The organism is Bradyrhizobium sp. 191 (assembly GCF_023100985.1).
Lineage (GTDB): Bacteria > Pseudomonadota > Alphaproteobacteria > Rhizobiales > Xanthobacteraceae > Bradyrhizobium > Bradyrhizobium diversitatis.
Window position 1 is genome coordinate 2,669,907 of record NZ_CP064692.1, and the last position, 26,370, is coordinate 2,696,276.

Annotated in this window: 18 protein-coding genes; 5 read left to right on the forward strand and 13 right to left on the reverse strand. The window is 65.0% G+C overall.

The features are described from left to right. Positions 1-62: 62 nt before the first annotated feature. Both pncB and IVB23_RS12335 read left to right on the forward strand, forming a co-directional pair. On the forward strand, positions 63-1,367 hold the full coding sequence (pncB, locus tag IVB23_RS12330; RefSeq protein WP_028178239.1) for a nicotinate phosphoribosyltransferase: 1,305 nt from the start codon (positions 63-65) through the stop codon (positions 1,365-1,367). Between the two features lie 238 nt (positions 1,368-1,605). Next, positions 1,606-2,910, forward strand: a complete 1,305-nt coding sequence (locus tag IVB23_RS12335; protein ID WP_247803705.1) for a GGDEF domain-containing protein — start codon at positions 1,606-1,608, stop codon at positions 2,908-2,910. Between the two features lie 15 nt (positions 2,911-2,925). Here the strand turns inward: IVB23_RS12335 and IVB23_RS12340 are convergent, their stop codons facing one another. Next, positions 2,926-3,546, reverse strand: a complete 621-nt coding sequence (locus IVB23_RS12340) for a TetR/AcrR family transcriptional regulator (RefSeq protein WP_247804827.1) — start codon at positions 3,544-3,546, stop codon at positions 2,926-2,928. A 678-nt stretch (positions 3,547-4,224) separates the two neighbouring features. Here IVB23_RS12340 and IVB23_RS12345 point away from each other — a divergent pair. Next, complete coding sequence (locus tag IVB23_RS12345; protein WP_247803707.1) at positions 4,225-7,629, forward strand: acyl-[ACP]--phospholipid O-acyltransferase; 3,405 nt, start codon at positions 4,225-4,227, stop codon at positions 7,627-7,629. 27 nt (positions 7,630-7,656) lie between these two features. On the opposite strand, the gene tcuB is transcribed toward IVB23_RS12345, so the two are convergent. Continuing rightward, complete coding sequence (gene tcuB, locus IVB23_RS12350) at positions 7,657-8,757, reverse strand: tricarballylate utilization 4Fe-4S protein TcuB (RefSeq protein ID WP_247803709.1); 1,101 nt, start codon at positions 8,755-8,757, stop codon at positions 7,657-7,659. Beyond that, positions 8,744-10,135, reverse strand: a complete 1,392-nt coding sequence (gene tcuA, locus IVB23_RS12355) for an FAD-dependent tricarballylate dehydrogenase TcuA (protein ID WP_247803710.1) — start codon at positions 10,133-10,135, stop codon at positions 8,744-8,746. Before tcuA ends, tcuB begins: the two co-directional genes overlap by 14 nt. A 153-nt stretch (positions 10,136-10,288) precedes the next feature. Between tcuA and IVB23_RS12360 the strand changes: the two genes are divergently transcribed. After that, positions 10,289-10,972 (forward strand): GntR family transcriptional regulator, encoded by a 684-nt coding sequence (locus IVB23_RS12360; RefSeq protein WP_247803712.1) that lies wholly within the window; start codon positions 10,289-10,291, stop codon positions 10,970-10,972. A gap of 8 nt (positions 10,973-10,980) precedes the next feature. Here IVB23_RS12360 and IVB23_RS12365 read toward each other — a convergent pair whose 3' ends face one another. From IVB23_RS12365 to mobB, 10 genes are all read right to left on the reverse strand, one after another. After that, positions 10,981-12,066, reverse strand: a complete 1,086-nt coding sequence (locus IVB23_RS12365; protein ID WP_247803713.1) for a HupE/UreJ family protein — start codon at positions 12,064-12,066, stop codon at positions 10,981-10,983. A gap of 18 nt (positions 12,067-12,084) precedes the next feature. Next, positions 12,085-12,558, reverse strand: a complete 474-nt coding sequence (gene ybaK, locus IVB23_RS12370; protein WP_061878745.1) for a Cys-tRNA(Pro) deacylase — start codon at positions 12,556-12,558, stop codon at positions 12,085-12,087. Between the two features lie 251 nt (positions 12,559-12,809). Continuing rightward, positions 12,810-15,578, reverse strand: coding sequence for a formate dehydrogenase subunit alpha (fdhF, locus tag IVB23_RS12375; protein ID WP_247803715.1), 2,769 nt, complete (start codon positions 15,576-15,578; stop codon positions 12,810-12,812). Continuing rightward, a complete protein-coding gene (locus tag IVB23_RS12380) occupies positions 15,575-17,278 on the reverse strand; it encodes an NADH-ubiquinone oxidoreductase-F iron-sulfur binding region domain-containing protein (protein ID WP_247803716.1) in 1,704 nt (567 codons plus the stop codon). Before IVB23_RS12380 ends, fdhF begins: the two co-directional genes overlap by 4 nt. Before the next feature lie 311 nt (positions 17,279-17,589). Continuing rightward, positions 17,590-19,242, reverse strand: coding sequence for an OFA family MFS transporter (locus IVB23_RS12385; RefSeq protein WP_247803718.1), 1,653 nt, complete (start codon positions 19,240-19,242; stop codon positions 17,590-17,592). 340 nt (positions 19,243-19,582) lie between these two features. Further along, positions 19,583-21,607 (reverse strand): cache domain-containing protein, encoded by a 2,025-nt coding sequence (locus IVB23_RS12390; protein WP_247803720.1) that lies wholly within the window; start codon positions 21,605-21,607, stop codon positions 19,583-19,585. Further along, positions 21,600-23,033 (reverse strand): sigma-54 dependent transcriptional regulator, encoded by a 1,434-nt coding sequence (locus IVB23_RS12395; RefSeq protein WP_247803722.1) that lies wholly within the window; start codon positions 23,031-23,033, stop codon positions 21,600-21,602. The genes IVB23_RS12390 and IVB23_RS12395 overlap by 8 nt, the downstream gene beginning before the upstream one ends. 142 nt (positions 23,034-23,175) lie before the next feature. Further along, on the reverse strand, positions 23,176-23,409 hold the full coding sequence (locus IVB23_RS12400; RefSeq protein WP_061878739.1) for a sulfurtransferase TusA family protein: 234 nt from the start codon (positions 23,407-23,409) through the stop codon (positions 23,176-23,178). A 46-nt stretch (positions 23,410-23,455) separates the two neighbouring features. Beyond that, positions 23,456-24,712, reverse strand: a complete 1,257-nt coding sequence (gene glp, locus IVB23_RS12405) for a gephyrin-like molybdotransferase Glp (RefSeq protein WP_247803724.1) — start codon at positions 24,710-24,712, stop codon at positions 23,456-23,458. Positions 24,713-24,721: 9 nt separating this feature from the next. After that, the gene (mobB, locus tag IVB23_RS12410; RefSeq protein ID WP_061878737.1) at positions 24,722-25,249 is read right to left on the reverse strand and encodes a molybdopterin-guanine dinucleotide biosynthesis protein B; all 528 of its coding nucleotides are present in this window, start codon (positions 25,247-25,249) and stop codon (positions 24,722-24,724) included. 208 nt (positions 25,250-25,457) lie between these two features. On the opposite strand from mobB, the gene IVB23_RS12415 reads away from it, so the two are divergent. Next, positions 25,458-26,348, forward strand: coding sequence for a formate dehydrogenase accessory sulfurtransferase FdhD (locus IVB23_RS12415; RefSeq protein ID WP_061878736.1), 891 nt, complete (start codon positions 25,458-25,460; stop codon positions 26,346-26,348). The last annotated feature ends 22 nt before the right edge of the window (positions 26,349-26,370 follow it).

Genomic DNA, 26,370 nt, shown 5'->3' on the forward strand with positions numbered 1-26,370 from the left:
GCAAAACCTGATTCCCGCCAAACCCACTGGTTGCGCAAGGGGAGCCACGCTAAAATCCCCCTATGACAGTGACCGACATTGCGAGCCGGACCTACAATCACAGTTGGCGGCTGGATCCCATCATCCGCAGCCTGCTGGATACCGACTTCTACAAGCTATTGATGTTGCAGATGATTCGGGAAGACTATCCGGATCAGCAGGTGACCTTCTCGGTCATCAACCGCTCGCGCCATGTGCGGCTCGCCGAGATCATCGACGAGGGCGAGCTGCGCGCCCAGCTCGATCACGCCCGCACCATCCGCTTCAGCAAGAAAGAGCTGATCTGGCTTGCCGGCAACACTTTCTACGGCAAGACCCACATGTTCTCGGCGGATTTCATCCGCTGGCTGGCGGAATTCCGCCTGCCCGAATACGAGCTGCGCAAGGTCGACGGCCAGTACGAGCTGCATTTCCACGGCCCCTGGACCCACACCACGATGTGGGAGATTCCGGCGCTGGCCATCCTCAACGAGCTGCGCTCGCGTGCGGCAATGAAGGGCCGCGGCCGCTTCGAGCTCGACGTGCTCTACGCCCGCGCCAAGGCCAAGCTTTGGACCAAGGTGGAACGGCTGCGCAAGCTCGAGAACTTGCGCCTGTCCGACTTCGGCACCCGCCGCCGCCACGGCTTCCTCTGGCAGCGCTGGTGCGTCGAGGCGGTGAAGGAAGGCTTGGGCTCGTCCTTCATCGGCACGTCCAACGTGCTGCTCGCGATGGACAACGATCTCGAAGCCATCGGCACCAACGCGCATGAGCTGCCGATGGTCGCGGCCGCGCTCGCCAGGGACGACGAGGAATTGCGCTGGGCGCCCTACCGCATTCTCGACCAGTGGCGCCAGACCTATGGCGGCAACCTCCTGATCGCGCTGCCCGACGCCTTCGGCACCAAGGCCTTCCTGCGCGATGCGCCGGAATGGGTCGCCGACTGGACCGGCTTCCGCCCCGACAGCGCGCCGCCGATCCAGGCCGGCGAGGAGATCATCGCCTGGTGGGACAAGAAGGGCCGCAACCCCAGGGACAAGCTGCTCGTCTTTTCCGACGCGATGGACGTCGGCTCGATCGAGGAGACTTACCACCACTTCACCGGGCGCGTGCGGCTCTCCTTTGGCTGGGGCACCAACCTCACCAACGACTTCGTCGGCTGCACGCCGGACGGCTCGTTCAACCTCGATCCCATCTCGCTGGTCTGCAAGGTCTCGTCCGTCGACGGCCATCCGGCCGTCAAGCTCTCCGACAATCCGGAGAAGGCGACCGGCCTTCCCTCGGAGATCGAGCGTTACCTGCGCGTGTTCGGTGACGCGGGCCGCGTCCGCAAGCCGGTGCTGGTCTAGCCGATCTCCCCTTGATCAGGTGAATCGCGCACCACGAGTGCGCTGCATCGGCTCGCCGGTGCCGCGCCGGTCCCGGTTCGCCGGCATTTGAAGCGATTTGCGGGCACCTGCTTCACGACGGCTTCACCCTGCGACGGAGTCCTTCGCACCTTTCAGGTCGAGTTAAGCAACCATCCCGTCTACTTGGCGTTGCAGGCGCAACGTTCCGTTGGGATCGTTGATCGACTTGGGGAATAAGGTGTTTCGCAGAACAGCGACGTCGGTGGAGGGACGCTGCTTCCTTCACGTCATCAAGCTCGTCTCGCCTTTCGTGATGGTCGTCGTGCTCCAGGCGACGATCGCGGGATTCAGCCTCGAGGTGATGTCGTCGGTCCGCGCCTATGTCGCGGGCGAAGCGCTATGGTCGCGCTCGCAGAAGAATGCCGTCTACTTCCTCAATCGCTACCTGCATTCGGGCGAGGCCAGCCAGTTCGCGCAGTACCAGGCCGCGCTCGCCGTTCCCATCGGGGACGAGTTCGCGCGCTGGGCGCTCGAACGCGATCCGGTCGACGTCGAGGCCGCCCGTATCGGCTTTCTCCAGGGCGGCAACCATCCCGATGACGTACCGGGACTGATCTGGCTGTTTCGCTACTTCAACCGCGTCAGCTTCCTCCAGGACGCGATCCGCGAATGGGCGGCCACAGATCCCATGCTGCTGGAGCTGAGTGTGTTCGGCGAGTTGATCCGCTCCGAGCTGGAGAACGGTCCCATTCAAGACGGCCGCCTGCAATTCCTGTCGTCGCGGCTCTCGGAGCTCAATACCCAGTTCACGGTGCATGCCCAGCGTTTCTCCACCGTCCTCGGCGAAGGCTCCCGCGCCATCAAGCTGGCGCTGACTTGCGTCAACATCGTCACCGCCGCGGTGCTGATCCTGCTTCTGATCTGGCATACGCGGCGGCTGGTGCTGCAACGGCAGGCGTTCGAAAACGCCCTGCATGCCGAGACACAACGCCTGGCTTGGCAGGCATCGCACGACTGGCTGACCGGCCTGTCGAACCGTCGCGCCTTCGAGGCGCGCCTGCAAAGCGAGTTGGACAATGCCAGGGCGGGTGCGCTCGGCCTGATCCTGCTCGACCTCGACCAGTTCAAGAGCGTCAACGATAGCTGCGGCCACCTTGCCGGCGACCGCCTGCTCCGCGAGGTCTCGCGCCTCCTGCAACAGAACCGGCATGCGCATGATCTGGTGGCCCGGCTCGGCGGCGACGAATTCGCCCTGATCCTACCGCAATGCTCGCCCTTCGATGCCGTCGACATTGCCGAGCAACTGCGCAGATCGCTCGAGCTGCTCAGTTTCGCCTGGGACGATCGTTGCTTTGCGGTGACCGCCAGCATCGGCGTGACCTGCATCGTCGACCGCAACATCACGCTCGAGGATGCGATGCGGCGCGCGGATGCTGCCTGCTATCGCGCCAAGGAAAAGGGACGCAACCGCGTTCAGGTCGAGAGCGGAAGCCCTGGCGCCGTCGCCGTCGCAACCCGCCCGCGCGAAGCTGCGCGTGCCTGACGCGGCTCGCCGCTGTCAGCGCAGGGGCAGAATCCCGAGCCCTTTGAGATGCACGTCGAGGAATTGTTCGATCTGCTGGCGCAGCATCTGCGGCGGCACGGCGACCATGCGCTCTTCGAGGCCGAGCGAGATGATGCCATGCACGGCGGAAAACAGCGTGCGCGACAACAGCGCGATCTTCACGTCGTCCGCATCCGGCAATAGCCGCACCAGGGGTGGATGCATCAGCGCAAAGGCATCCATCACCATCTGAAGGATGTCGTCCGGATAAGGTCGATCGTCCTCCATCCGATGCTCGAACAAGGAGCGCAGCAGATTGGCGTGTCCTGCAAAGAAATCGAGATAGGTCTCGGCAAGCCCATAGAGCTGGCGAACCGGATCCTCGGCGGGAGCGCCCCGCAGCCGCGCCGTGAGCGCCTGAACCGTCTCCCGATTGACGGTCAAGATGACCCCGTCGAAGTCGCCGAACTCGTTATAGACGCTGCCAACCGAACAGCCGACAGCCTCGGCAACGTCCCGAACCTTCAGTGATCTCAGTCCTTTAGCTGCGATAATGCCGCGGGCGATCTCCAGGATCTGGCGCCGCCGCCGATTTTTTTTCTGGTCGCGCAGCGATTCTTCTTGAACATTGTTCATTTTCAGCTTACTCATATGAACATTGTTCAATTTAACTCGGAGACCTGCGAAATGCAAACTCTCGCTGTTGATATCGCCGCCACCTTCTTCGATGACGCCACGGCTCTCGTGACCGGCCTCGGCCGGGCCGCCCTCAAGATCGTGATGGCGCCGATCGATCGCATCGCCAATGCCTGCGACATTGCCGGCGTGCTCGCCGAGCGCCGCGCGACCTTCCGGATGTGGCGGACGAACCGCGCCCGAGCCCGTCACGAGCGGCGCCGGTTCAGCCTGCTCGGTCGCTTCTCGCCGTTTCGGCAGCTCGCCCATCTCACCTGAGACGCAGCCGGCACGCCCCGATCGGTTCGAATGCAAGAGCCGCTTACAATGTTGGACTCACCATGCCCCCGACATTCGCGCCTGATAGCGCGGCCCTCGGCGATGCGGTTCAGCTTTTCCTCATCGCCCGGCGCGATATCCGGGCGAGCGCGGCCGCTCCGCCCGAGCTCGACGTGGCCCCGACCAGATATTTGCGAACCTGACGAGACCACTTGGAGACCAACAGGATCAGAGGACTGAGGGGACAGAGCAGGCGGCGATGTCGTTATCCTGCACGCGTTCGTCCCAAATGCCTTCCGGTCTGACCGTCTCACCGGCAATTCAACAATCTCAAGCTGTATTTCCAAAGCAGGACTAGTCATGATCAGGGAATTGATGTCGTCACGCCGCTTCGCGCCGCTGTTCTGGGCGCAATTCTTCTCGGCGCTCAATGACAATGTGCTCAAGAACGCACTCGTCATCATCCTGCTCTACACCGCGGCGACGAGCCACGGCGATGCCCTGGTGACGGTCGCTGGCGCCGTCTTCATCTTCCCCTATTTCATCCTGTCCGGGCTCGGCGGCCAGCTCGCCGACAAATACGTCAAATCCGTCGTCGCAAGGCGGCTCAAATTCGTGGAGATCTTTGCAGCCTGCTTCGCCGCTGCCGGCTTCTTCCTGCATTCGGTGCCGCTGCTGTTCGCGGCGCTCGCGCTGTTCGGCACCATCGCCGCCCTGTTCGGCCCGGTGAAATACGCCATGCTGCCGGACCAGCTCGAGCTCGGCGAGCTCGCGACCGGCAACGCGCTGGTCGAAGGCGCGACCTTCATGGCGATCCTGCTCGGCACCGTCGCCGGCGGCCAGTTCGTCGCCGGCTCGGCGCATATGGGCTGGGTCGCCTCCGCCGTGGTCGCGCTGGCTGTGCTGTCCTGGGCGTTCGCATCGCGCATTCCGCAGACGACGCCGTCCGCGCCCGATCTGCCCGTCGATACCAATCCCTGGACCTCGACGGTGAGCCTGCTCAGGACGCTTCGTGCCGACCATCGCCTCTGGGACGGCACCGTGATCGTCTCCTGGTTCTGGCTGGTCGGCGCCATCGTGCTGTCGCTGCTGCCGGCGCTGATCAAGGACGTGGTCGGCGGCACCGAGGGCGTGGTGACGCTGTGCCTTGCGATCTTCGCGATCGGCATCGCCATCGGCTCGCTGTTCGCCGCAAGCCTCAGCCACGTTCGTCCCAATCTCGCGCTGGTGCCGATCGGCGCCATCATCATGGGATGTGCCGGCCTCGATCTCGCCTGGGCCATCGGTGTGACTGCCAAGGCTCAAGACCTCACCGCGGCCGGTTTCGCGACCTCGTTCGCGGGCCTGCGCATGCTGGCCGACTTCGTCGCCTTCGCCTTCGGCGGCGGCCTGTTCGTCGTGCCGTCCTTCGCCGCGGTCCAGGCCTGGTCGCAACCTTCCGAGCGCGCCCGGATCATCGCCGCCGGCAACGTGCTGCAGGCTGCCTTCATGGTGGTCGGCTCGCTGTTCGTCGCGCTGTTGCAAGCGGTGGGTCTCCATATCGGCTGGATCTTCTTCGGACTCGGACTCGCCAGCTTCGGTGCGGTCTGGTTCGTGCTCACCAAGTGGGGCAAGGAAGGCGTGCGCGACGCCGGCGGGCTTCTGTTCCGCGCCCTGTTCCGCACCGAGATCCGCGGGCTCGAAAACCTGCCGCCTCCGGGCACGCGCATGCTGATCGCGCCCAACCATGTCAGCCTGGTCGACGGCCCGCTGCTCCACGCCGTGTTGCCGATCGACGCCAGCTTCGCAGTCGATACCGGCATTGCCAAGGCCTGGTGGGCCAAGCCGTTCCTGCGCGCAGTCAAGCATTACACCATGGACCCGACCAAGCCGCTGGCCGCGCGCGACCTGATCAAGCTCGTTGCCGCCGGCGAACCGGTTGTGATCTTCCCCGAGGGACGCATCACCGTCTCGGGATCGCTGATGAAGGTGTATGACGGCACCGCGATGATCGCGGACAAGGCCGACGCCGTGGTCGTGCCGGTCCGCATCGAAGGCGCACAACGCTCCTATCTCAGCTATCTCAACTCCAGCCAGATCAAGCGGTCCTGGTTTCCGCGCGTGACGGTGACGATCCTGCCGCCGGTCAAGCTTCCGGTCGACGAAACGCTCAAGGGCAAGGCACGCCGCAACGCCGCCGGCGCCGCGCTGCAGGACATGATGATCGACGCCCTCGTCAAGAACGCCATGCTCGACCACACGCTGTTCGAAGCACTCGGACACGCCTATCGCGACCGCGACACCGGCAAGGTCATCATCGAGGACGCGCTCGGCACCAAGCTGACCTATCGCAAGCTGATCCTGGGCGCGCAGGTGCTGAGCCGCAAGCTGGAGAGCGGCACTGCCGTCGGCGAGAATGTCGGCGTGCTGCTGCCGAATTCAGCGGGCGTCGCCGTCGTCTTCATGGCGCTGCAAAACATCGGCCGGGTGCCGGCGATGCTCAACTTCTCGGCCGGTCCGGTCAACGTGCTCGCGGCCATGAAGGCTGCGCAGGTGAACACCGTGCTGACCTCGAGAGCCTTCATCGAGAAGGGCAAACTCGACAAGCTGATGACGGCGATCTCCGCCGAGGCGCGAGTCGTCTATCTCGAGGACGTCCGCGCCTCGATCGGTGCCGTCGACAAGATCAAGGGCCTGCTCGCCGGCACCGCGCCGCGCGTCGCGCGCCAGGCGAACGATCCGGCCGTCGTGCTGTTCACGTCGGGCTCGGAAGGCACGCCGAAGGGCGTCGTGCTGTCCCACCGCAACATCCTCGCCAACGCGGCGCAGGCGCTGGCGCGGGTCGATGCCAACGCCAACGACAAGGTGTTCAACGTGCTGCCGGTGTTCCACTCCTTCGGGCTGACCGGCGGCATGATGATGCCGATGCTCGCGGGCATTCCGATCTACATGTACCCTTCGCCGCTGCACTACCGCATCGTGCCCGAGCTGATCTACCAGACCGGCGCGACCATCCTGTTCGGCACCGACACGTTCCTGACCGGCTATGCCCGCTCGGCGCATCCTTACGACTTCCGCACCCTGCGCCTCGTCATCGCCGGCGCCGAGGCGGTCAAGGACTGCACGCGGCAGGTGTTCATGGAGCGCTACGGCATCCGCATTCTCGAAGGCTATGGCGTCACCGAGACGGCGCCGGTGCTGGCGATGAACACGCCGATGGCCAACCGTCCCGGCACCGTCGGCCGCCTGTCGCCGCTGATGGAAAGCCGCCTCGATCCGGTCCCCGGCATCGAGGAAGGCGGTCGCCTGTCGGTGCGCGGCCCGAACGTGATGCTCGGCTACCTCAGGGCCGAAAATCCTGGCGTGCTCGAAGTGCTCGCCGAGGGCTGGCACGACACCGGCGACATCGTTTCGATCGACCCGGCCGGCTTCATCACCATCAAGGGCCGCGCCAAGCGCTTTGCCAAGATCGCGGGCGAAATGGTCTCGCTGTCGGCGGTCGAAGCCATCGCGGCGGCGTTGTGGCCGCAGGCCGGCTCAGTCGCGGTCTCGATCCCCGACCAGCGCAAGGGCGAGCGCATCGTGCTGCTGACGACGGAGAAGAATGCCGAGCGCAGCGCGATGCAGGCGCAGGCCAAGACGATCGGCGCCTCCGAGCTGACGGTGCCCGCGGCGATCATGGTGGTCGACAAGGTGCCGCTGCTCGGCACCGGCAAGACCGACTATGTCACCGCGACGACGATGGCCCGCGAGCAGGCATCCCCGCCCGAACGAGAGGTGGCGTAAGAGGTTCCGAGACGGGCGGCGCGCGGCTCACGCTGCCGTCCGCCGCTCCTGCGCGTAGCGCACCAAGGCGGCGAAGCGATAGATGCCGTGCACGAACTTGCCGTAGGGCATGGTGATGAACAGCGCGAACACGGCGCCGAGATGCAGCGCGAGCAGCGGCCCCATCGCGCCGGTCTCGCGCAGGACCAGCAGCAGCATTCCAGTGAGGCCGGTCAGGAACAGCATGGCGATGAAGCCGACATCCATGCCGTAACGGCTCTCGTCAAGCAATGCCGGATCACGCCGCATCTTGGCCGCGAACAGGCCGATCGGCCCGACGATCAGGCCGACGCCGCCGAGCGTGCCCAGCACCACGGGCAGGTCCCACCACGGATACGGCGCCTCGCGGCCGAGCAGATAATGATAGAGCGTCGCGACAGAGGTCGCTGCGAAGCAGAGCAGGAAACCGTAGAAGGTCAAATGGTGGTAGAGCTTGCGCCGGTCGGAGGGCCTGTCGTCCTCATTGTAGCAACCGACGCCGCCGCCATGGAGATAGCGCAGCTCGCCGGCGTCGCGGATCGCCTGGAAGATCGAGTCACCGTCGGCACGGTTGCCGATGGGTGCGCCGATGTCGCGCCAGAAGGCGCGCACGCTCATGACGAGGGCCAGGACGGCGTAAAGGAAGGCGGCGCCGAACAGCGCGACCATCGCGTTATGCGGCATCAACTTGTAGAAGGCGCCGGGGCCGGTGTGCACGCCGAACAGCACGTTGCGATCATTCAGGGCGGCGAAGCCGAGGATGAAGGCCGCCATGCTGAGCGCTGCGACAATGCTGATGACGAGGCCGTTGCGCGCGAACGCACCGGACAGGGCCTTCGGCCAGGCATAGGCCGCATAGGATTCCGCGCGCGCAACCGCCAGCGTCTTGGGGACGTTGACGTTGAACTCGTGCGGCGGCGAGAATTGGCAGTCGACATAGCAGGCGCCGCAGGAATGGCAGAGATTGGCGAGGTAATTGAGATCGCCGTCGGAGAAGGCGCGGCGCATCTCCATGGCCGGAAACACCGCGCACAGGCCCTCGCAATAGCGGCAGGAATTGCAGACCGTCATCAGACGGTCGGCTTCGTCGAGAATCCTAGTTCCGTGCATGTTTTGCCGCTTCCCGTCCCGCGATCCGCCCGAACACGCTGCCGATGGTCATGCCCATGCCGGCCGCATAGCCCTTGCCGAGCACATTGCCGGCCATGATCTCGCCGGCCGCGAACATGTTGGCCGAGGGCTTGCCGTCCTTCATCAGCATCCGCGCCTCCTTGTTCACACGCGTGCCGAGATAGGTGAAGGTGATGCCGGGCCGCACCGGATAGGCGAGATAGGGCGGCGTCTCGATCTTGCGCGCCCAGTGCGTCTTGGGCGGGGTGATGCCTTCGGTCGCGCAATCGTCCAGGATGGTGTGATCAAAGGTGCCGGGCCGCACCGCGGCGTTGAACTCGCTGAAGGTCTTTTCCAGCGCGACCGGATCGAGCTCGAGCTTGCCGGCGAGCTCCGCGATCGTCTGCCCGGCGATCGGCGGAAACAACGTCGGCATGAAGCTGGTGACCACGGTGGAATCGAAGATGATGTAGGCGATCTGGTCGGGCTGCGCCGCGACCAGCCGGCCCCAGATCGCATAACGCTTCGGCCAGATGTCCTCGCCCTCGTCGTAGAAGCGCTGCGCGTGCTTGTTGACGACGATGCCGAACACGACGGAATCGTGTCGCGTGATGATGCCGCCGTCGAATTTCGGCGCACGGGCGTCAATCGCGACCGCGTGGCACTGCGTGGGATCGCCGACCTCCTGCACGCCCTTGTCGAGCAGCATCTTCAGGATCGAGCCGCGGTTATAGGGCGTGCCGCGGATCAGGAAGTTGTCGGCGGCTTCGCCCCAATATTGCTTGAGCCATTCGATGTTGGCCTCGAACCCGCCGGCGGCGGCGACCAGCGATGTCGCGCGGATCTCGGTCTCGCCCTTGATCGGCCGCTTGAGCCGCGCGGCGAGGAACATGCCCTCCTCGATCACGAGATCGGTGACCTCGGCATCGTATTCGACGTCGACGCCGAGCTGTTCCGCGGTGAGATAGAGCGCGTTGAGCATCGCGCGGCCCCCACCGAGGAAGAAGGAATTGGTGCGGCCGAGGCTGAGCGTGCCGCCCAGCGAAGGCTGCCAGCGTACGCCCTGCTCCACGATCCAGTTCAGGATGTCCTTGGATTCGCGGATCATGTGGCGCGCCAGCACCTCGTCGGTCTGCCCGCCGGTGACGCGCAGCAGGTCCTCCCAGAACTCCCCCTCAGTGTAGGGGCCGGTCAGGATTTCGGTCGCCGCATCATGGGCGCAGCGCATGTTGCGGGTGTGACGGGTGTTGCCGCCGCGATAGAACTTTGGCGCGCCTTCGAGCACCAGCACCGATGCTCCGCCGCGCCGCGCGCTGATCGCGGCGCACAGAGCCGCATTGCCGCCGCCGATCACCAGCACGTCGTATTTGCTGCTCATACCGTCTGCCCGATGGCACCCGAGATTAGAGACTTTCTGTGTCCGTCAGCGGCATGCTCGACCATTTCCGCCATTGCGCACGTTTGTATACAAAGATATACATAGGTCGTGCAAGCGGCGTCTCTGCATGGGCAGGATGCGCATCGAGGGACAATGGCCAGACGCCCGGCAAGGACAGGCGGGTCGATTTCGCGCAGCGCCGGCGTTGCGCTGGGCGAAGCCGTGTTCCGCTCGCTGTGCGAGGCGCTCCAGGCCGGCAGCTACCGCGCGGGCGACCGCCTGCGCGAGGAAGAAGTCGCCCAGCGGCTGAAGGTCAGCCGCACCCCGGTTCGCGAAGCGCTGGGCCGCCTCGCAGCACGCGGCTTCGTCGAGCCCGCCGCTGGCCGCGGGCTGATCGTGCGCAATCTCGACATCTCCGAGGTGCTCGAGCTCTACGCCATGCGCGAGATCATGGAAGGCGCCGCCGCGCGCCTTGCCGCCGAGCACGCCTCAACGACGGAGATCGACGCGCTCCGAGACATCGAGCAGGCTTTTGTCGAGGCGCCGCAGACCGACGCCGCGGAGATGGCGCGGCTCAACCGCGCCTTCCACGAAGCGATCTGCCGCGCCGCGCGCAACCGCTATCTCGACAACGCTTCGCGCGAGTTGCAGGACTGGATCGCCCTGCTCGGCCCGACCACCTTCACCGTATCGGGGCGCCCCTCGACCAGTCACGGTGAGCACCAAGGCATCATCGAGGCCATCGCCGCGCGCGACGGCGACAAGGCGGAAAAGCTGGCGCGCGCGCATATCCGGGAAGCGCTGCGCTGCCGGCTCAAGCTGTTGCAAAAGCAGTAGCCGCCGGTTCAAGCCTCGAACACGCGCGTCAGCAGCCAATATCCACCGAGCAGGCCGATCACCGCGGACATGGCGTAGACCAGCCTCGCCGCGCGCGCCGGCTCATCCCGACCGACCACAGTCACACGATCCAACAGGCCAAGCACCGGCAGGATCAGCGCGACGATTGCGATCTGCCCGATCTCGACTCCGAGGTTGAAGGCGGCCAGTGCCGGGACGATCGCACCCGGCGGCAAGCCGATCTCCCGAAGCACGCCAGCGAAGCCGAAGCCGTGAATCAAACCAAACAGGAAAGCCAGGCGCCAGCGCTTGTCGACGTCACGCGAGAAGAAGTTCTCGATCGCCACGAACACGATCGAGGCCGCGATCGCCGGTTCCACGATGCGGCTCGGGACGACCAGGACATTTAGCGCCGCGAGCGACAATGTCAGGGAATGAGCGACGGTGAAGGCGGTGACGATCTTGACGACCGGCATCAGCCGGCGCGCCCATAGAACGATTGCTGCCAGGAATGCGACGTGATCGTAACCGAGGAAGATATGCTCGATGCCGGTCAGGAGATAGCGCCACATGGTCGAGGACAGCGACGGCGGCTCCTTCGAGAGCGTGATCGTGATATTGTCGGCGTCGAGCAAGACCTGCGTCTCGGACCTGCCCTGCGCGACCAGCACGACCTGTCGCGCAGCCTTGTCCTTTTCCGTCAGCACGGTGGAGCGATAGACGATATCGCCGGCCGTGTTCGCGCAAGCAAAGCTGTTGCGATAGATGATGCCGTCGCCGTCAGGCAAAATCGCAGCATTGACCGGCACGCAGGCCGCGCCGCCCCCTGTCACGGCCATATGCGTATCGAGGTAGGCAAGGATTGCGGCGCCGGCCGCTTCGACCGCCACGGGATCGACCGCGTCCTGCTTTGCGTGATACGTCCTCGTGCCGATCAGGCGATCGACATCGCTGCCCTTCAATCCGAGCTCGACCTTCACGATGCGATCGGCGGTCAGCGCCACGCGCGCCGTGACGAGGTTGACCTGATGCGCCTCGGCCGGACGGCCGATGCCGAGCAGAACCGCAAGCCACAGCAGAAGCGGCCACTTCACGATCCCACTCCGTCGCCGTCATGCCAGCACATCCGCCACGACCGCCTTCAAGACATCCCGCACATCGGCCGGCTTCAGCCGCACCTGCAAGCCGCGCTGGCCGCCATTGAGATAGACGAGCTCATGCGCAAGCGCGCTCTGCTCGATCACGGTACGTACCGGCTTGCGCTGGCCGAACGGGCTGATGCCGCCGACCTTGTAGCCGGTGACGCGCTCCGCCTCGGGCGGCTTCATCATCTGCGCCGACTTGCCGCCCGCGGCCGCGGCGAGCTTCTTCATCGAGACCTCCTGGTCGGACGGCACGACCACGCAGACCGGCTTGCCGTCAACCTGCGCCATCAGCGTCTTCAGGACGCGCGCCGGGTCCTCACCAAGCGCGGCGGCGGCCTGCAGCCCGATGCTCTCGGCATCGGGATCGTACTCGTAGCCGTGGACCGTGAAGGCGACACCGGCGGCGTCAAGCGCGCGCGTGGCTGGGGTGACTTTGGACATGCGTCACATGTAGCACCGTCATTGCGAAGAGCGAAGCGGTGGGGGATGGGGGTACAATGCCCGCCACAAATTCAGCTGTCGTCCCCGCGCAACGCGGGGACCCATAACCCCAAGGAGGAGTTTGGCGAAGGCTCCTAGTCGGGACTGCAACCGTCCGCAATCGCGAGATCACGCGGGATGGGTCCCCGCGCGTGCGCGGGGACGACAGTCGGATTTGGCGGCGCTAGGCTGCCAAACCCGGCAAGAACGTCCTACTCCGCCGCGTCCCGCATCTCCGCGCGTTCGGCACGCACTGCGCAGAACTTGAACTCCGGGATCTTGCCGAACGGATCCAGCGCCGGGTTGGTGAGCAGGTTCGCCGCTGCTTCCGCATAGCAGAACGGCATGAACACCATATTCTCCGGCACGTCGCGGTCGGATCGGACCTTGACCTCGACGGCGCCGCGGCGGGTCTCCAGGCGAATGAAATCGCCGGGCACCAGCTTCTTCTTGCGCATGTCCTTTGGCGACATGAACGCGACCGCCTCCGGCTCGATCTGGTCGAGCACCTGCGCACGACGCGTCATCGAGCCGGTGTGCCAGTGCTCCAGCACGCGGCCGGTCGACAGCACCATCGGATATTCGTCGTCGGGAATCTCGTCCGGCGGGATCACCTTGGCCGGCACGATCTTGCCGCGGCCGCTCGCGGTCGGGAAGCCCGTGGTGAAGATGATCTCGTTGCCGGGCTTGTCAGGAGCGTCGGCCGGATAGGTGACCGCGCCTTCGCGCACCAGCCGGTCCCAGCTGATGTTCTTCAGCGAGGGCATCAGCTCCGCCATCTCGGTGTAGACGTCGCCGGGACCGGAATAATTCCACGGCAGGCCCATGCGCTTGCCGATCTCCTGGATGATCCAGAGATCCTGCCGCGCATCGCCCGGCGGCTTGATCACCTGGCGCGCGAGCTGGACGCGGCGGTCGGTGTTGGTGAACGAGCCCTCCTTCTCGGCGAAGGCCGAGGCCGGCAGGATGACGTCGGCGTGGAACGCGGTCTCGGTGACGAAGAGGTCCTGGACCACGAGATGATCGAGCATCGCGAGCGCCTGGCGGGCGTGCTGGAGATCGGGATCGGACATCGCCGGGTTTTCGCCCTCGATATACATGCCCCTGATCTCGCCGGCATGGATCGCGTTCATGATCTCGACCACGGTCAGGCCGCGGACGGGATCGAGATCCTGCTGCCAGAGCTTTTCGAAGCTGCCGCGCAAGTCGTCGCGGCCGACCGGCTGGTAGTCCGGCAGGAACATCGGGATCAGCCCGGCGTCGGAGGCGCCCTGCACGTTGTTCTGGCCGCGCAGCGGATGCAGGCCGGTGCCGGGACGACCGACCTGGCCGGTGATCAGCGCCAGCGCAATCAGGCAGCGCGCGTTGTCGGTGCCGTGGACGTGCTGGCTGATGCCCATGCCCCAGAAGATGATCGACGATTTTGCCCGCGCATAGGTGCGGGCGACCTCGCGCAAGGTCTGAGCCGGGATGCCGCAGATCGGCTCCATCTTCTCCGGCGTGAACTCCTTGATCTTCTCCTTGAGGTCCTCAAAACCCTCGGTGTAGCCGGCGATGTACTGATCGTCGGTGAGGCCCTCGGTGATGATCGTGTTGATCATCGCGTTCAGCATGGCGACGTCGGAGCCCGGCTTGAACTGCAGATGCCTGGTCGCATGACGCGACAGCGACTGCCGGCGCGGATCCATCACGAACAGCTTGGCGCCGTTCTGCTTCACCGCATTCTTGATGAAAGTCGCGGCGACCGGATGGTTCACGGTCGGGTTGGCGCCGATCACCCAGATCACTTCGGCATCCATCGCGGCGGAGAACGGCGCAGACACCGCGCCCGAACTCAGGCCTTCGAACAGCGCCGCCACCGACGAGGCGTGGCAGAGCCGGGTGCAATGGTCGACATTGTTCGAACCGAAGCCGGTGCGCACCAGCTTTTGGAACAGATAGGCCTCTTCGTTCGAGCCCTTGGCCGAGCCGAAGCCGGCCAGCGCCTTCACGCCCTTCTCGTCGCGGATCTTGACGAGGCCCCTGGCCGCGATGTCGAGCGCTTCCTCCCAGGTCGCCTCGCGGAAATGGGTGAACGGATTGGCCGGATCGACCTGGTCGTTGGCGTCCTTCTTCGCATTCGGCAGCCGCACCAGCGGCTTGGTCAGGCGATGCGGGTGGTGGATGTAGTCGAAGCCGAAGCGGCCCTTCACACAAAGACGATTGTGATTGGCGGGGCCGTCGCGGCCTTCCGCATAGATCACCTTCTCGTCCTTGACCTCGTAGGTCACCTGACAGCCGACGCCGCAGAACGGGCAGAGCGAGTCGACCTTCCTGTCGGCATAGGTCACGCGGGTCTGCTTCTCGTCCAGCATCACGGCCGGCATCAAGGCGCCGGTCGGACAGGCCTGCACACACTCGCCGCAAGCGACGCAGGTGGATTCGCCCATGGGATCGTCGAAGTCGAACACGATTTTCGAGCCGTGACTACGATAAGCCATGCCGATGACGTCGTTGACCTGGACCTCGCGGCAGGCGCGCACACACAGACCGCACTGGATGCAGGCGTCGAGATTGACGCGCATCGCCGGATGGCTGGCGTCAGTCGCCCAGCGCTCGGCGGCGGGGAAGCGGCTCTCGGTGACGCCCGTCGTCTCGGCCCAGTGCCAGAACTTCGAATCCGGATCGTGCGAGGTCTCGCGCGCCGGCTGGTCGGCGACGAGCAGCTCCATCACCATCTTTTGCGCCGACACCGCGCGCGCGGACTCGGTCTTCACCTTCATGCCGACCGACGGGGTGCGCTTGCAGGATGCCGCCAGTACGCGCTCGCCCTCGATCTCGACCATGCAGGCGCGGCAATTGCCGTCGGGGCGATAATCCGGTGCCGGTGAATAGCACAGATGCGGAATCTCGCGGCCCTGGCGCTTTGCCACCTGCCAGATCGTTTCGCCGGGATTGGCCTCGACCTGCTTGCCGTCGAGCTCGAACGTAATCTTCGTCATTCGGCCGCTTCCTTGAACTCGTCAGGGAAATATTTGATCACGGAGGACAGCGGATTCGATGCCGCCTGTCCGAGCCCGCAGATCGAGGCATCGCGCATCGCCTGGCTCAATTCTTCCAGCAAAGCGCGGTTCCAGACCGGCTTCTGCATCAGCAGCGCCGCCTTCTGGGTGCCGACGCGGCAAGGCGTGCACTGACCGCAGCTCTCGTCCTCGAAGAACTTCATCAGGTTCAGTGCCGCCGCGCGCACGCTGTCCTTGTGCGACAGGATCACGATCGCGGCCGAGCCGATGAAGCAGCCGTATTTCTCCAGCGTGCCGAAATCGAGCGGAATGTCGTCCATCGACGCCGGTAGAATGCCGCCCGACGCACCGCCCGGCAGGTAGGCGTAGAACTGGTGGCCGTCGGCCATGCCGCCGCAATATTCCTCGATCAGCTCACGCACGGTGATGCCTGATGGCGCGAGCTTCATGCCGGGATTCTTGACGCGCCCGGAGACCGAGAAGCTGCGCAGACCGTGACGCTCGTGGCGGCCATGGCCCTTCCACCAGTCGGCGCCCTTCTCGACGATGTCGCGCACCCACCACAGCGTCTCGATGTTGTTGGTCAGCGTCGGCAGGCCGAACAGGCCGACCTGGAACGGGTAAGGCGGCTTGTGCCGGGGCAGGCCGCGCTTGCCTTCGATGCTTTCGAGCAGCGAGGATTCCTCGCCGCAGATGTAGGCGCCGGCGCCGCGCCGCATGTGCAGCGTCGGGCCGCCCGGCGGCAGCTTTGCGATCTCGCGCTGGAGGATCTCGCGCGAGGCCGGATATTCGTCGCGCAGATAGATGTAGACGTCGCTCGCCTGCACCACGTGGGCGCCGATCAGCATGCCCTCGATGAAGCGGTGCGGATCGGTTTCGAGGTAATAGCGGTCCTTGAACGTGCCGGGCTCGCCCTCGTCGCCATTGATCGCCATCAGCCGCGGCCCAGGCTCTCCCAGCACCGCGCGCCATTTGCGCCCCGTGGGGAAGCCGGCGCCGCCGAGGCCGCGCAGCGAGGCATCGTCGAGCGCTTTCAGGAGATCGTCCTTCGACAACTCGCCGGACCGCAGGCGGCCCAGCAGCTTGTAACCGCCGCCGGCGACATAGGCGTCGTAGTCGACATATTCGGGCAGATGCGCGTGAATGTCGCCGGCCTTGGCCGCCGCCATCACATTGGCGACGGTGGCGTGATCGACGAAGTTGTGACCGACTTCCGCGGCGGGCGCAGTATCACAACGACCGACGCAGGGCGCGCGCACGACGCGGATGCCGGGACCTGACGCGCTCTGCAGATCTTCGAGCAGCTTCTCGCCACCAAGCATCGCGCAAGTCAGCGAATCGCAGACGCGGATCGTCAGCGGCGCGATATCGGGCTCACCTTCCTTCACCACGTCGAAATGCGCGTAGAAGGTCGCCGTCTCGAACACCTCGGCGAAGGCGAGCTTCATCTCGTCGGCGAGCGCGGCCAGATGCGCAGCCGAGATCTGGTGATATCTGTCCTGGACCAGGTGCAGATATTCGATCAAGAGATCGCGCCGCCGAGGCCTGTCGCCGAGCAGCTGCTCGATCTCGTGCGCGGCCGTGGGGTCGACCTGCCGCCCCTTGGGAGTCGCCTTGGCGCGTCGGCGTCCCTCACCGGGATGCTCGAAGGAGCGGACCTCATGCACGTCGTGGCTCATCGATTCGTCTCGACCTCGTCTTTTAGAACGGCTCCAGTTCTAGCTTCTGGCATGCCAAATGCCAATCAAATTATCATGTTCAAGGAAGCAGTTGAGTGCAGCCCACGAGCAGCCCAAGGACAACTGTGGATCGCTGCCGGACACAGCCTTGCGTTCGTCCAACGCGCCAACTGTCAGAACGAAGCCTGAATTGGTCTGGAGAATCAATAAAGGCTTCCTATGCTGCGATAGCGAAATCGTATCGAAGTCCCGCTCCGACGCTACGGCGGGAGCGCGCCCATGGAGCGCTCCCGCTCGCGATGAATGTGCGATCAGAAGATCTTGACCGCGCTCTCCAGCGTCTTCCACACGCCCCAGGCCAAGGGAACGCCGACGAAGGCCCAGAACAGCGCCGCCCTGGCGTCGAGCCCGCCAAAGCCGATGCCGTAGGAGCCATGCGGCCCCGCAGCTGCAGCGCTGGCGCTCGCCGCCTGCAACTTGGCGACATCGGCGTCCTTCATGTGCCACTTCGAATCGACCGGCTTGATCAGATAGTTGCAGATCAGGCCTGCGATCAACATCGCGCACAGGATGTACATGGTGGTGTTGTAGAGCTGGTCGCGCGGCACGCCGGCCGCGAGCTGGAACTCGCGGATGTAGTTGACCACGACGGGGCCGATGATGCCCGCGGTCGACCATGCCGTCAGCAACCGGCCGTGGATGGCACCGACGAACTGGGTGCCGAACATGTCCGCGAGATAGGCCGGCACGGTCGCGAAGCCGCCGCCATACATCGACAGGATGATGCCGAAGCCGAGCACGAACAGCAGCTTCGAGCCCATCGCCGCGAAGGTCGGCGCCAGCGCATAGAGCACGATGCCGAGGACGAAGAACGTATAGTAGGTGTTCTTGCGCCCCATGAGGTCCGACATCGAGGCCCAGAAGAAGCGACCGCCGATGTTGAACAATGACAAGAGACCGGCGAAGCCCGCAGCGATCGCCGCGATCGCAGCTTTCTGCTCGACCGAAAGCTGGCTGAAGGTCAGCTCCGGATGCCCGATCAGCTTGCCTGCGAAGATCTCCTGGAGCATGGGCGAGGCCATGCCGATCACGCCGATACCAGCCGACACGTTGAGGCAGAGCACCCACCAGATCAGCCAGAATTGCGGCGTCTTGTGTGCGTTGTCGAGGTGCACGTGGTGCTCGGTGATCATCGACTTCTTCTCACTCGGCGGCGTCCAGCCCTCGGGCTTCCAGCCGGCCGGCGTCACGCGATAGGCGAAGGCGCCGATCATCATGAAGACGAAATAGACCACCCCCATCGTGACGAAGGTCTCCCAGACACCGACGGAGGTGGGCGTCTTGAAGTAGTTGATCAAGAGATTGGCCAGGGGTGCTCCGATCATGGCACCGCCGCCAAATCCCATGATGGCCATGCCGGTCGCCATGCCGCGGCGATCCGGAAACCATTTGATCAAAGTCGACACCGGAGAGATGTAGCCGAGTCCGAGTCCGACTCCGCCGATCACGCCACAACCAAGCCACATGATCCAGAGCTGGTGGACGTAGACGCCGAAGGCACCGATCAGAAGCCCGCCGCCCCAGCAGCGGGCGGCGACGACGCCCGCCTTGCGCGGACCGGCGCGCTCGAGCCAGCCGCCCCAGATCGCGGCGGAGACGCCGAGCAGGACAAAGAACAGTGTGTACATCCACCCGAGGCTCGCAACCTTCCAGTCGCAGCTCGTTGTGAACAGCTCCTGCCACAGCGACATGTCCGGGCATGACTTCGGCGCCGCGATGCCGATCGCACGCGACAGCGGCAGCCAGAACACCGAGAAGCCGTAGGCCATGCCTATGCACAGATGGATGCACAGCGCTGCCGGCGGCACCAGCCAGCGATTGAAACCGGCCGTCGCGATCGTGCGTTCACGATCGAGCAAGCCGGAGGCACCAACCGGTGCAAGAACGGTATCGGCAGTCGTCATAAGCATTCCCTCCCAGGCGCGGCCTTGCCGGCACATCGGTTTGAGACCGGTCGTGTGCGCGCTTGGCAGCCGCGCAGGACAGGTCGGACTTCATGTCGAAGGAGAATCGTCTGATGCGCATCGCCTCATATGCGCTGAGCAAGCAGCCGATCGCGGGTTGTCCTTCGCCTCGCAAGCAGCGTTGCCGTGACGGCTATCGCGCCCTCATCCCCCTCAACACCCTGTCATGAGATGAGCAACGCACGTGCCAGAAGCCGCATCGTGACGATTCAACGACTTCCCGCAATGCAATATATTGCAGGGGACAGAATGTCCTGAATCCCTCGGACAAAATGTCCAATCAGGCCGCTTCCGGCAGCCACACCGTGAATGTACTTCCGGAGCCGACGCGGCTTTCGGCCGTGATCTGTCCGCCCTGGCGCTTGATCAGCGTCTGGCTGATGGAGAGGCCGAGCCCGGTGCCTTGCCGCTGTTTCGTGGTGAAGAAGGGATCGAATATCTTTTCGATCACCTCGGTGCTCATGCCGATGCCGGTATCAGTGACTTCGATGGCGACGCCTCGATGGCCGTCGCGCTCGGCATCGAAGGAGCGAAGCGTCAGGGTTCCGCCGTCCGGCATGGCGTGGATCGCGTTGACGATGAGATTGACCAGGACCTGCTGCAGCTCGTTGCGGTTCATCAGCACGAGCCAGTTGGCGCGGTCGTCCCTGACCACGCCGATCTCGGTCTTGTTCAGAAGATGCTGCACCAGCGGCAGACAGTCGGAGATGACGCTGGCCGGCGCATGGCGCTCGACATAGCCGGCATATTCCTCCGGTCTTGCGAACTGCAGCAGCTTGGTCACGATCTGGCTGATGCGGTGAATCTGCTCGTCGAGCAGGCGGAACTCGACCTTCGCCTTGTCAGCATCGGCGCCGAACACGCTGCGGATGACGTCGAGATTGCCCTGCATCACCGCGATCGGATTGTTGATCTCATGGGCCACGCCGGCGGTGATCTCGCCGATTGCAGCCAGCTTCTCGGACATGATGAGCTGCTTGGTGGTCGCCTCGAGCTTGAGATTGGCGTGCTCGAGGTCGCGCGTGCGCTCGCGCACGCGGATGTTCAGCTCCTCATTCCACTCCCGGAGCTGTCGGTCGCGTTCCTGGATCTGGTCGAGCAGGCTGTCGAGATGAACCGCGACGCGGCCGATCTCGTCACCCAGCACCGGCATCTTGGTGCGGGCGGAGAGATTCCCGCGCTCCACCTCGCTGATCGTCGCCGTGACGCGCTCCAGCGGCATGAAGATGGAGCTCGCCCAGCGCAGGAAGATCGGCACGGTCGCAGCGGTGATGGCGATGAACGCTGCGACGATGATCACCAATGTCTGGTATTTGGCTTCGCTGAACGGCTTCTCCAGGAAGCCGACATAGAGCATGCCGACCCGCTTGCCGTAACTGTCGACCAGCGGCTCGTAGGCGGAGATGTACCAGTCATTGACCACGAAGGCGCTGTCGAGCCAGGTGCGCCCCTCGCCCAGCACGGCCGAGCGCACCGCAGCCGACACGCGCGTGCCGAGCGCGCGCCGTCCCTCGAACAGGCGGACGTTGGTCGATATCCGCACGTCGTCCAGGAACAGCGTCGCGGTCCCCTGGCTGCCCTCCGGCAGGCTCGCCGCGCGATAAACGAGATCGTTGATCGTGTCGATGAATTCCAGGTTCTGGTTGAGCAGCGTGCCGCCGACCAGCGCAGCGGCGCCACCGTCAGGCAGCATCGCCCGGCTCGCCGCATGCACGACCATGCCGCGCGTCTCCGTGCTGCGGTCGGTCGGCACTGCGTTCGGGGTCGGCACGAGGTCCAATCGCGCGCGCTCGGCGAGGGCCGGCGAGATCGCGGCGAGCTCGTCATTGCCGAAGATGTCGACGCCTGTTGCAGGGACCTGGCCCGACAGCGCCGAGGTGATGATCGGCCAGTCGCTCCTCGGTCGACGCTGCAACGGCGGCGACGAGGCCAGGACATGCCCGCGATCGTTGGTCAGATACAGGAAATCGAGACCGATCTCCTTGCGGGTCTCCTCGAGCAGATCCTGCAGGGAGCTGCGCGCATCCGGCGCCAGCACCTCGTGGAAGCGGGCCGACAGGCTGAGCGCCCGCAGCTGGACGCCGGTCTTTTCCAGGATGCGGGCGAGATATTGGTGGGCGATGGTGAGATCGCCGTTCACCTTGGAGATCAGGGTCGCGTCGAATTTCGCGTTCCAGCGATAGATCGCAACGCCGAGCAGGAGCGGCAGGATGACCAGCATCGGCAGCAGCGCGATCGCGAGCAGCCGGAAGCGGACGGAGCGTCCCCGCACGGGCTCGCCGCTGCGGCCGGCAGCATCAGACATCCCACAACGCGCATTTGCGGTCGATGGTCTTGCGCGAGATGCCGAGACGCCGAGCCGCTTCCTCGCGGTTGCCATTGACCTCCTTCAGCACGCCGAGAATGTGACGGCGCTCGAGCTCCGCGAGACTGTCGGCTGGCGCCGACTGACCGTTGTTGCGGTGACCGGCGAAATCGTCGGGGAAGGCGCCGAGGATCAGCGTGCGCTCGATCAAATTGCGCAGCTCGCGCACATTGCCCGGCCAATCATAGCTTGCCAGCGCCGCCCGCACCGAGGCGTCGATCGGCACCGGCGGCATGCCGAGCTGCACCGACAGCTTGCTCATGAAGATGGTGGCGAGCTCCTGTACGTCGTCGCCGCGATCCTTCAGGAGCGGCAGGCGGATCTGCATCACGTTGAGCCGGTAGAACAGATCGGCGCGGAAACGGCCCTTCTCGACCTCCTTCTGCAGCTCGGCATTGGTCGCGAAGATGAAGCGCAGGTCGACCGGAACCTCACGCTCGGAGCCGACCGGGCGAACGCGGCGGTCTTCGAGCACGCGGAGCAGCTTGCTCTGCATCGGCAGCGGCAGCTCCCCGATCTCGTCGAGGAACAGCGTGCCGCCATGCGCGTACAGGAACAGGCCCTCGCGGCCCGAATCGGCGCCGGTGAAGGCGCCCTTGATGTGTCCGAACAGCTCGGCCTCGATCATGTCGGGCGGGATCGCCGCGCAATTCACCGGCACGAAGGGCTTGTCGGCGCGGTCGGACAGCGAGTGGATCGAGCGCGCTGCCACTTCCTTGCCGGTGCCGGATTCGCCGGTGAGGAGAATCGAGGTCGGCAGGCGCGCGACGCGCGCGATGGTCTCACGCACGCGCAGCGTCGCTGCCGACTGTCCGATCAGATTGTCGCGCAGAAAGGTGCGGTCGGACGAGGCACGCAGAGCATAGCGCAGGACATAATTCTCGCGCTGGAGACGGACGCGGTCGAGGCATCGTGCCACCGCGTTGAGGATCTGGTTGGAGCGGAACGGCTTGAGCACGAAATCGGCCGCACCGGCGCGCAGGGCCTGGATCGCGGTGTCGAGGTCGGCATAGGCGGTGATCAGGATGGCATCGGCGAAGAAGCCGACGGCGCGCTGCTCGGCGAGCCAGTCGACGCCATTCTTGCCGGGCATGATGTTGTCGAGAATGACGACGTCGTAGCGGTTGGAATCGAGCTTGCGCGACGCCTGGTCGGTATCGGCCGCCTCGTCCACCAGCTTGCAGCGCGGCGCAAGCGTGCGCACCAGGAAATTGCGCATGCCCGGCTCGTCGTCAACGATCAGGATGGAGGCCTGCGCCAGCGCGCTGAACTCCGGTCCTGCAGCCGCCTTGCCGAGCTTGACGTCAGGCTCGCGTCCGACCGCGGGATTTGCGGCTGCGCTTGCTCTCGATGTTGAGAAGGTCATTCCCGATGTCTTAGGTTTGAGAATCTTGGGTTCGAGATCATCCCACCGCAATAATCGGCGTCTTTCGCATTGCAGCGAAGCGACGGCCGTTCCCCCGCAGGCGCAGCATAGTCAAAGGTCGCCGCCGTGAACATTCGCCTTTCTACGGGGCGTCGCTCTTTTCGACCAGGAACACGATGCGCGCCTCGTTGCGCTCGGTGATCTCGACCTTGTCGCCGGTCTCGCGGATCAGGTTCGGAATGTCAATCACCGACAATGGATCGGTGCAGTGAACCTCGAGCTGATCGCCCGGCTGCAAAGGCTTGAGCGCCTTGCGCGTCTTCAGGGCAGGCAGCGGGCATTTCAGTCCGGTGAGATCGAGCATGGTTCTGGTCATGGCTGCAACATGGCGGGACCGGTCGATCACGTCAACGCAAGGGCGCCTAGAGCAGACCCGCGTAGGAGAGGAATCCGACGTCCTGCCCCGGCTCGACATTCGTGACGTCCTCGCCGAGTTCGACGAGGCCATCGGTCTCGACCAGCGACGACAGCAGCCCGGCCCCCTCGCGCGGAAACTTGATCGCCTCGAGCGCACCGTCCCGCGCGCGCCGTAGCGAGGCGCGCACATATTCCCGCCGGCCGGCCTTCTTCTTATAAGTGAACGCCGCGCGCAGCGGGATGGGCGTCAACGGCTCCGGCAAGCCACCCGCGAGCGCCAACACCGTCGGTCGCACCACATGGACGAACGTCACGAAGCTCGCGACGGGATTGCCGGGCAATCCGATCAGCGGCGTGCCGCCGATGATGCCCATCGCCACGGGACGGCCGGGCTTGATCGCCATCCGCCACAGCACCAGCGAGCCGATGCTCTCGACCGCCGCCTTGACGTGATCCTCCTCGCCGGTCGAGACGCCGCCGGTGGTGAGGATCAGGTCATGGTGACCCGCGACCTGCTTCAAGCCGTTCGCGAGCGAACTGCGCTCGTCGCGCAGAATGCCGAGGTCGCTGACCTCGCAGCCGAGCCGGCGCAGCATCGCCAGCAGCATGAAACGGTTGGAATCGAACAGCTGCGAGGCGGCGCGCGGCTCGCCGGGCGACGCCAATTCGTCGCCGGTCGAGAACACGGCGACACGGATGCGCCTGACGACCTCGAGCCCCGTCAGGCCGAACGCGGCGGCAAGGGCGACATGCTGCGGTCGCAAGCGTTGGCCGGCGCGGAGCGCGACGTGACCCTGCGGAATGTCCTCGCCTGCGGGCCGGACATTGGCCCCACGCTTCAGCCCCGGCGGCAGCACGATCCTGCCTGAAGCATCGATGCGGACGTCCTCCTGCATGAAGACGGTGTCCGCATCGGGCGGCATCGGCGCGCCCGTGAAGATGCGCGCGGTGTGGCCGGGCCTGATCGGCGCTTGCGCAAGACCGCCGGCCTGGATGCGGCCGTCGAGCGGGAAGGCCCGTTCTGCGCTTGCCGGAAGGTCGGCGTTGCGCACGGCGTAACCGTCGACGGCGGAGTTGGTGAACGGCGGCAGCGGCAAAGGCGCGGCCACATCGCGCGCGAGCACGCGCCCGTCGGCATCGACCAGCGCAACGGTTTCGAGATCGACAATCGCGTTGACGCGCGTCGTGATGAGGCCAACGGCTTCGTCGACCGACATCACCGGGCCGCCGAAGGCAAAGCAATCGTCCGATAGTTGCGCCATGGTGCCTCGTCAGCCTATCGCGGCGCTCTTTGCCACCGCTTCCTCGACCGGCATCGCCGCGCGCAGCAACAGTTCCGCGGCAGCCGCGATATCGTCGAGATGGACAGTCGGCAGCCTTGTGTCAATCGCGACGTCGCTCGCAATCCCGGCAATGCCGGGATCATCGGGAAACAGCAGCGGCTTGCCGTTGCCGGCGCGGTGCACCTCGATCTTGCGATGCGGCTCACGCTTGAAACCCTCGACCACGACGAGATCGACGGCGGAGAGCTTGCCGAGCAGCTCCGGCAGCCGCGGCTCCGCCGCCCCGCGCAGCTCATGCATCAGCGCCCAGCGGTTGGACGAGGCGACCAGCACCTCCGCCGCGCCGGCCTCGCGATGGCGCCAGGAATCCTTGCCCGGCACGTCGACGTCGAACTGGTGATGCGCATGCTTGATCACGGAGACGCGCAGGCCCTGCGCGTTGAAATGCGGGATCAGCCGCGTCAATAGCGTTGTCTTGCCCGCACCGCTCCAGCCTGCCAGGCCGATGACTTTCATAACCGTTCGATCTCCGCCAACGGCTCGCTGGCCTATGGAACCTCCGGCCTCTCCCGTCATTGCGAGCGTAGCGAAGCAATCCAGACTGCCTCCGTGGAAAGATCCTGGATTGCTTCGCTGCGCTCGCAATGACGCCGAGGCGGCATTTCGCTCTTTCCACGCCATGCTTATATCGGCTTGACCCGAATGTCATGCTAACCTCGCCGCCATGATGAAGATCGACAAAGCCCCGGTGCCCCTGATCATCCCCAATCCCGACGACCCGCGCCTGACCCAGAGCGTGACCGGGACCGACCAGACCGGCGCCAAGGTCGAGATCAAGGTCCCGATGGAACGGCCACTGACGCTCTACCTGAATGCCCAGGAGATCGTCACCATGATGACGATCGGCGACTATCCCGAATATCTGGCGCTCGGCTATCTGCTGAACCAGAACATGCTGAAATTCAACGACGTGGTCACCGAGGTCGAATACGACGACGACCTCCAGGTGGTCGTGGTGCGCACCGCACATCACACCAATTTCGAGGCCAAGCTGAAGAAGCGCACTCAGACCTCAGGCTGCGCGCAGGGAACCGCCTTCGGTGATCTGCTGGAGGCCGTCGAGAGCGTCGCGCTGCCGAAGGCCGAGCTGCGCACCTCCTGGCTCTACCAGATGACGCAGACCATCAACACCATGCCTTCGCTCTATCTCGAAGCCGGCGCGATCCACGGCTGTGTGCTGTGCAAGGCGGGAGAACCACTCTGCTACACCGAGGACGTCGGCCGCCACAACGCCGTCGACAAGATCGCGGGCTGGATGTACCGCCACGGCGTCGAGCCTGGCGACAAGATCCTCTACACCACCGGGCGTCTCACCTCGGAGATGGTGATCAAGACTGTCCGCATGGGCATTCCGATTCTGGTGTCGCGCTCCGGCTTCACCGCCTGGGGCGTCGATCTCGCAAGGCAGGTCGGGCTGACGCTGGTGGGACGCACCCGCGGAAAGCGCTTCATTGCGCTCGCAGGCGAGGAGCGCATCGTCTACGACCAGAACCTTGCTTACGTCGAGGAGGAGTCGGCCAGACACAAGCGCAAGGGTGAAGGTGGTGACGACTAGGATTCCGACAACGGGCGTTCCA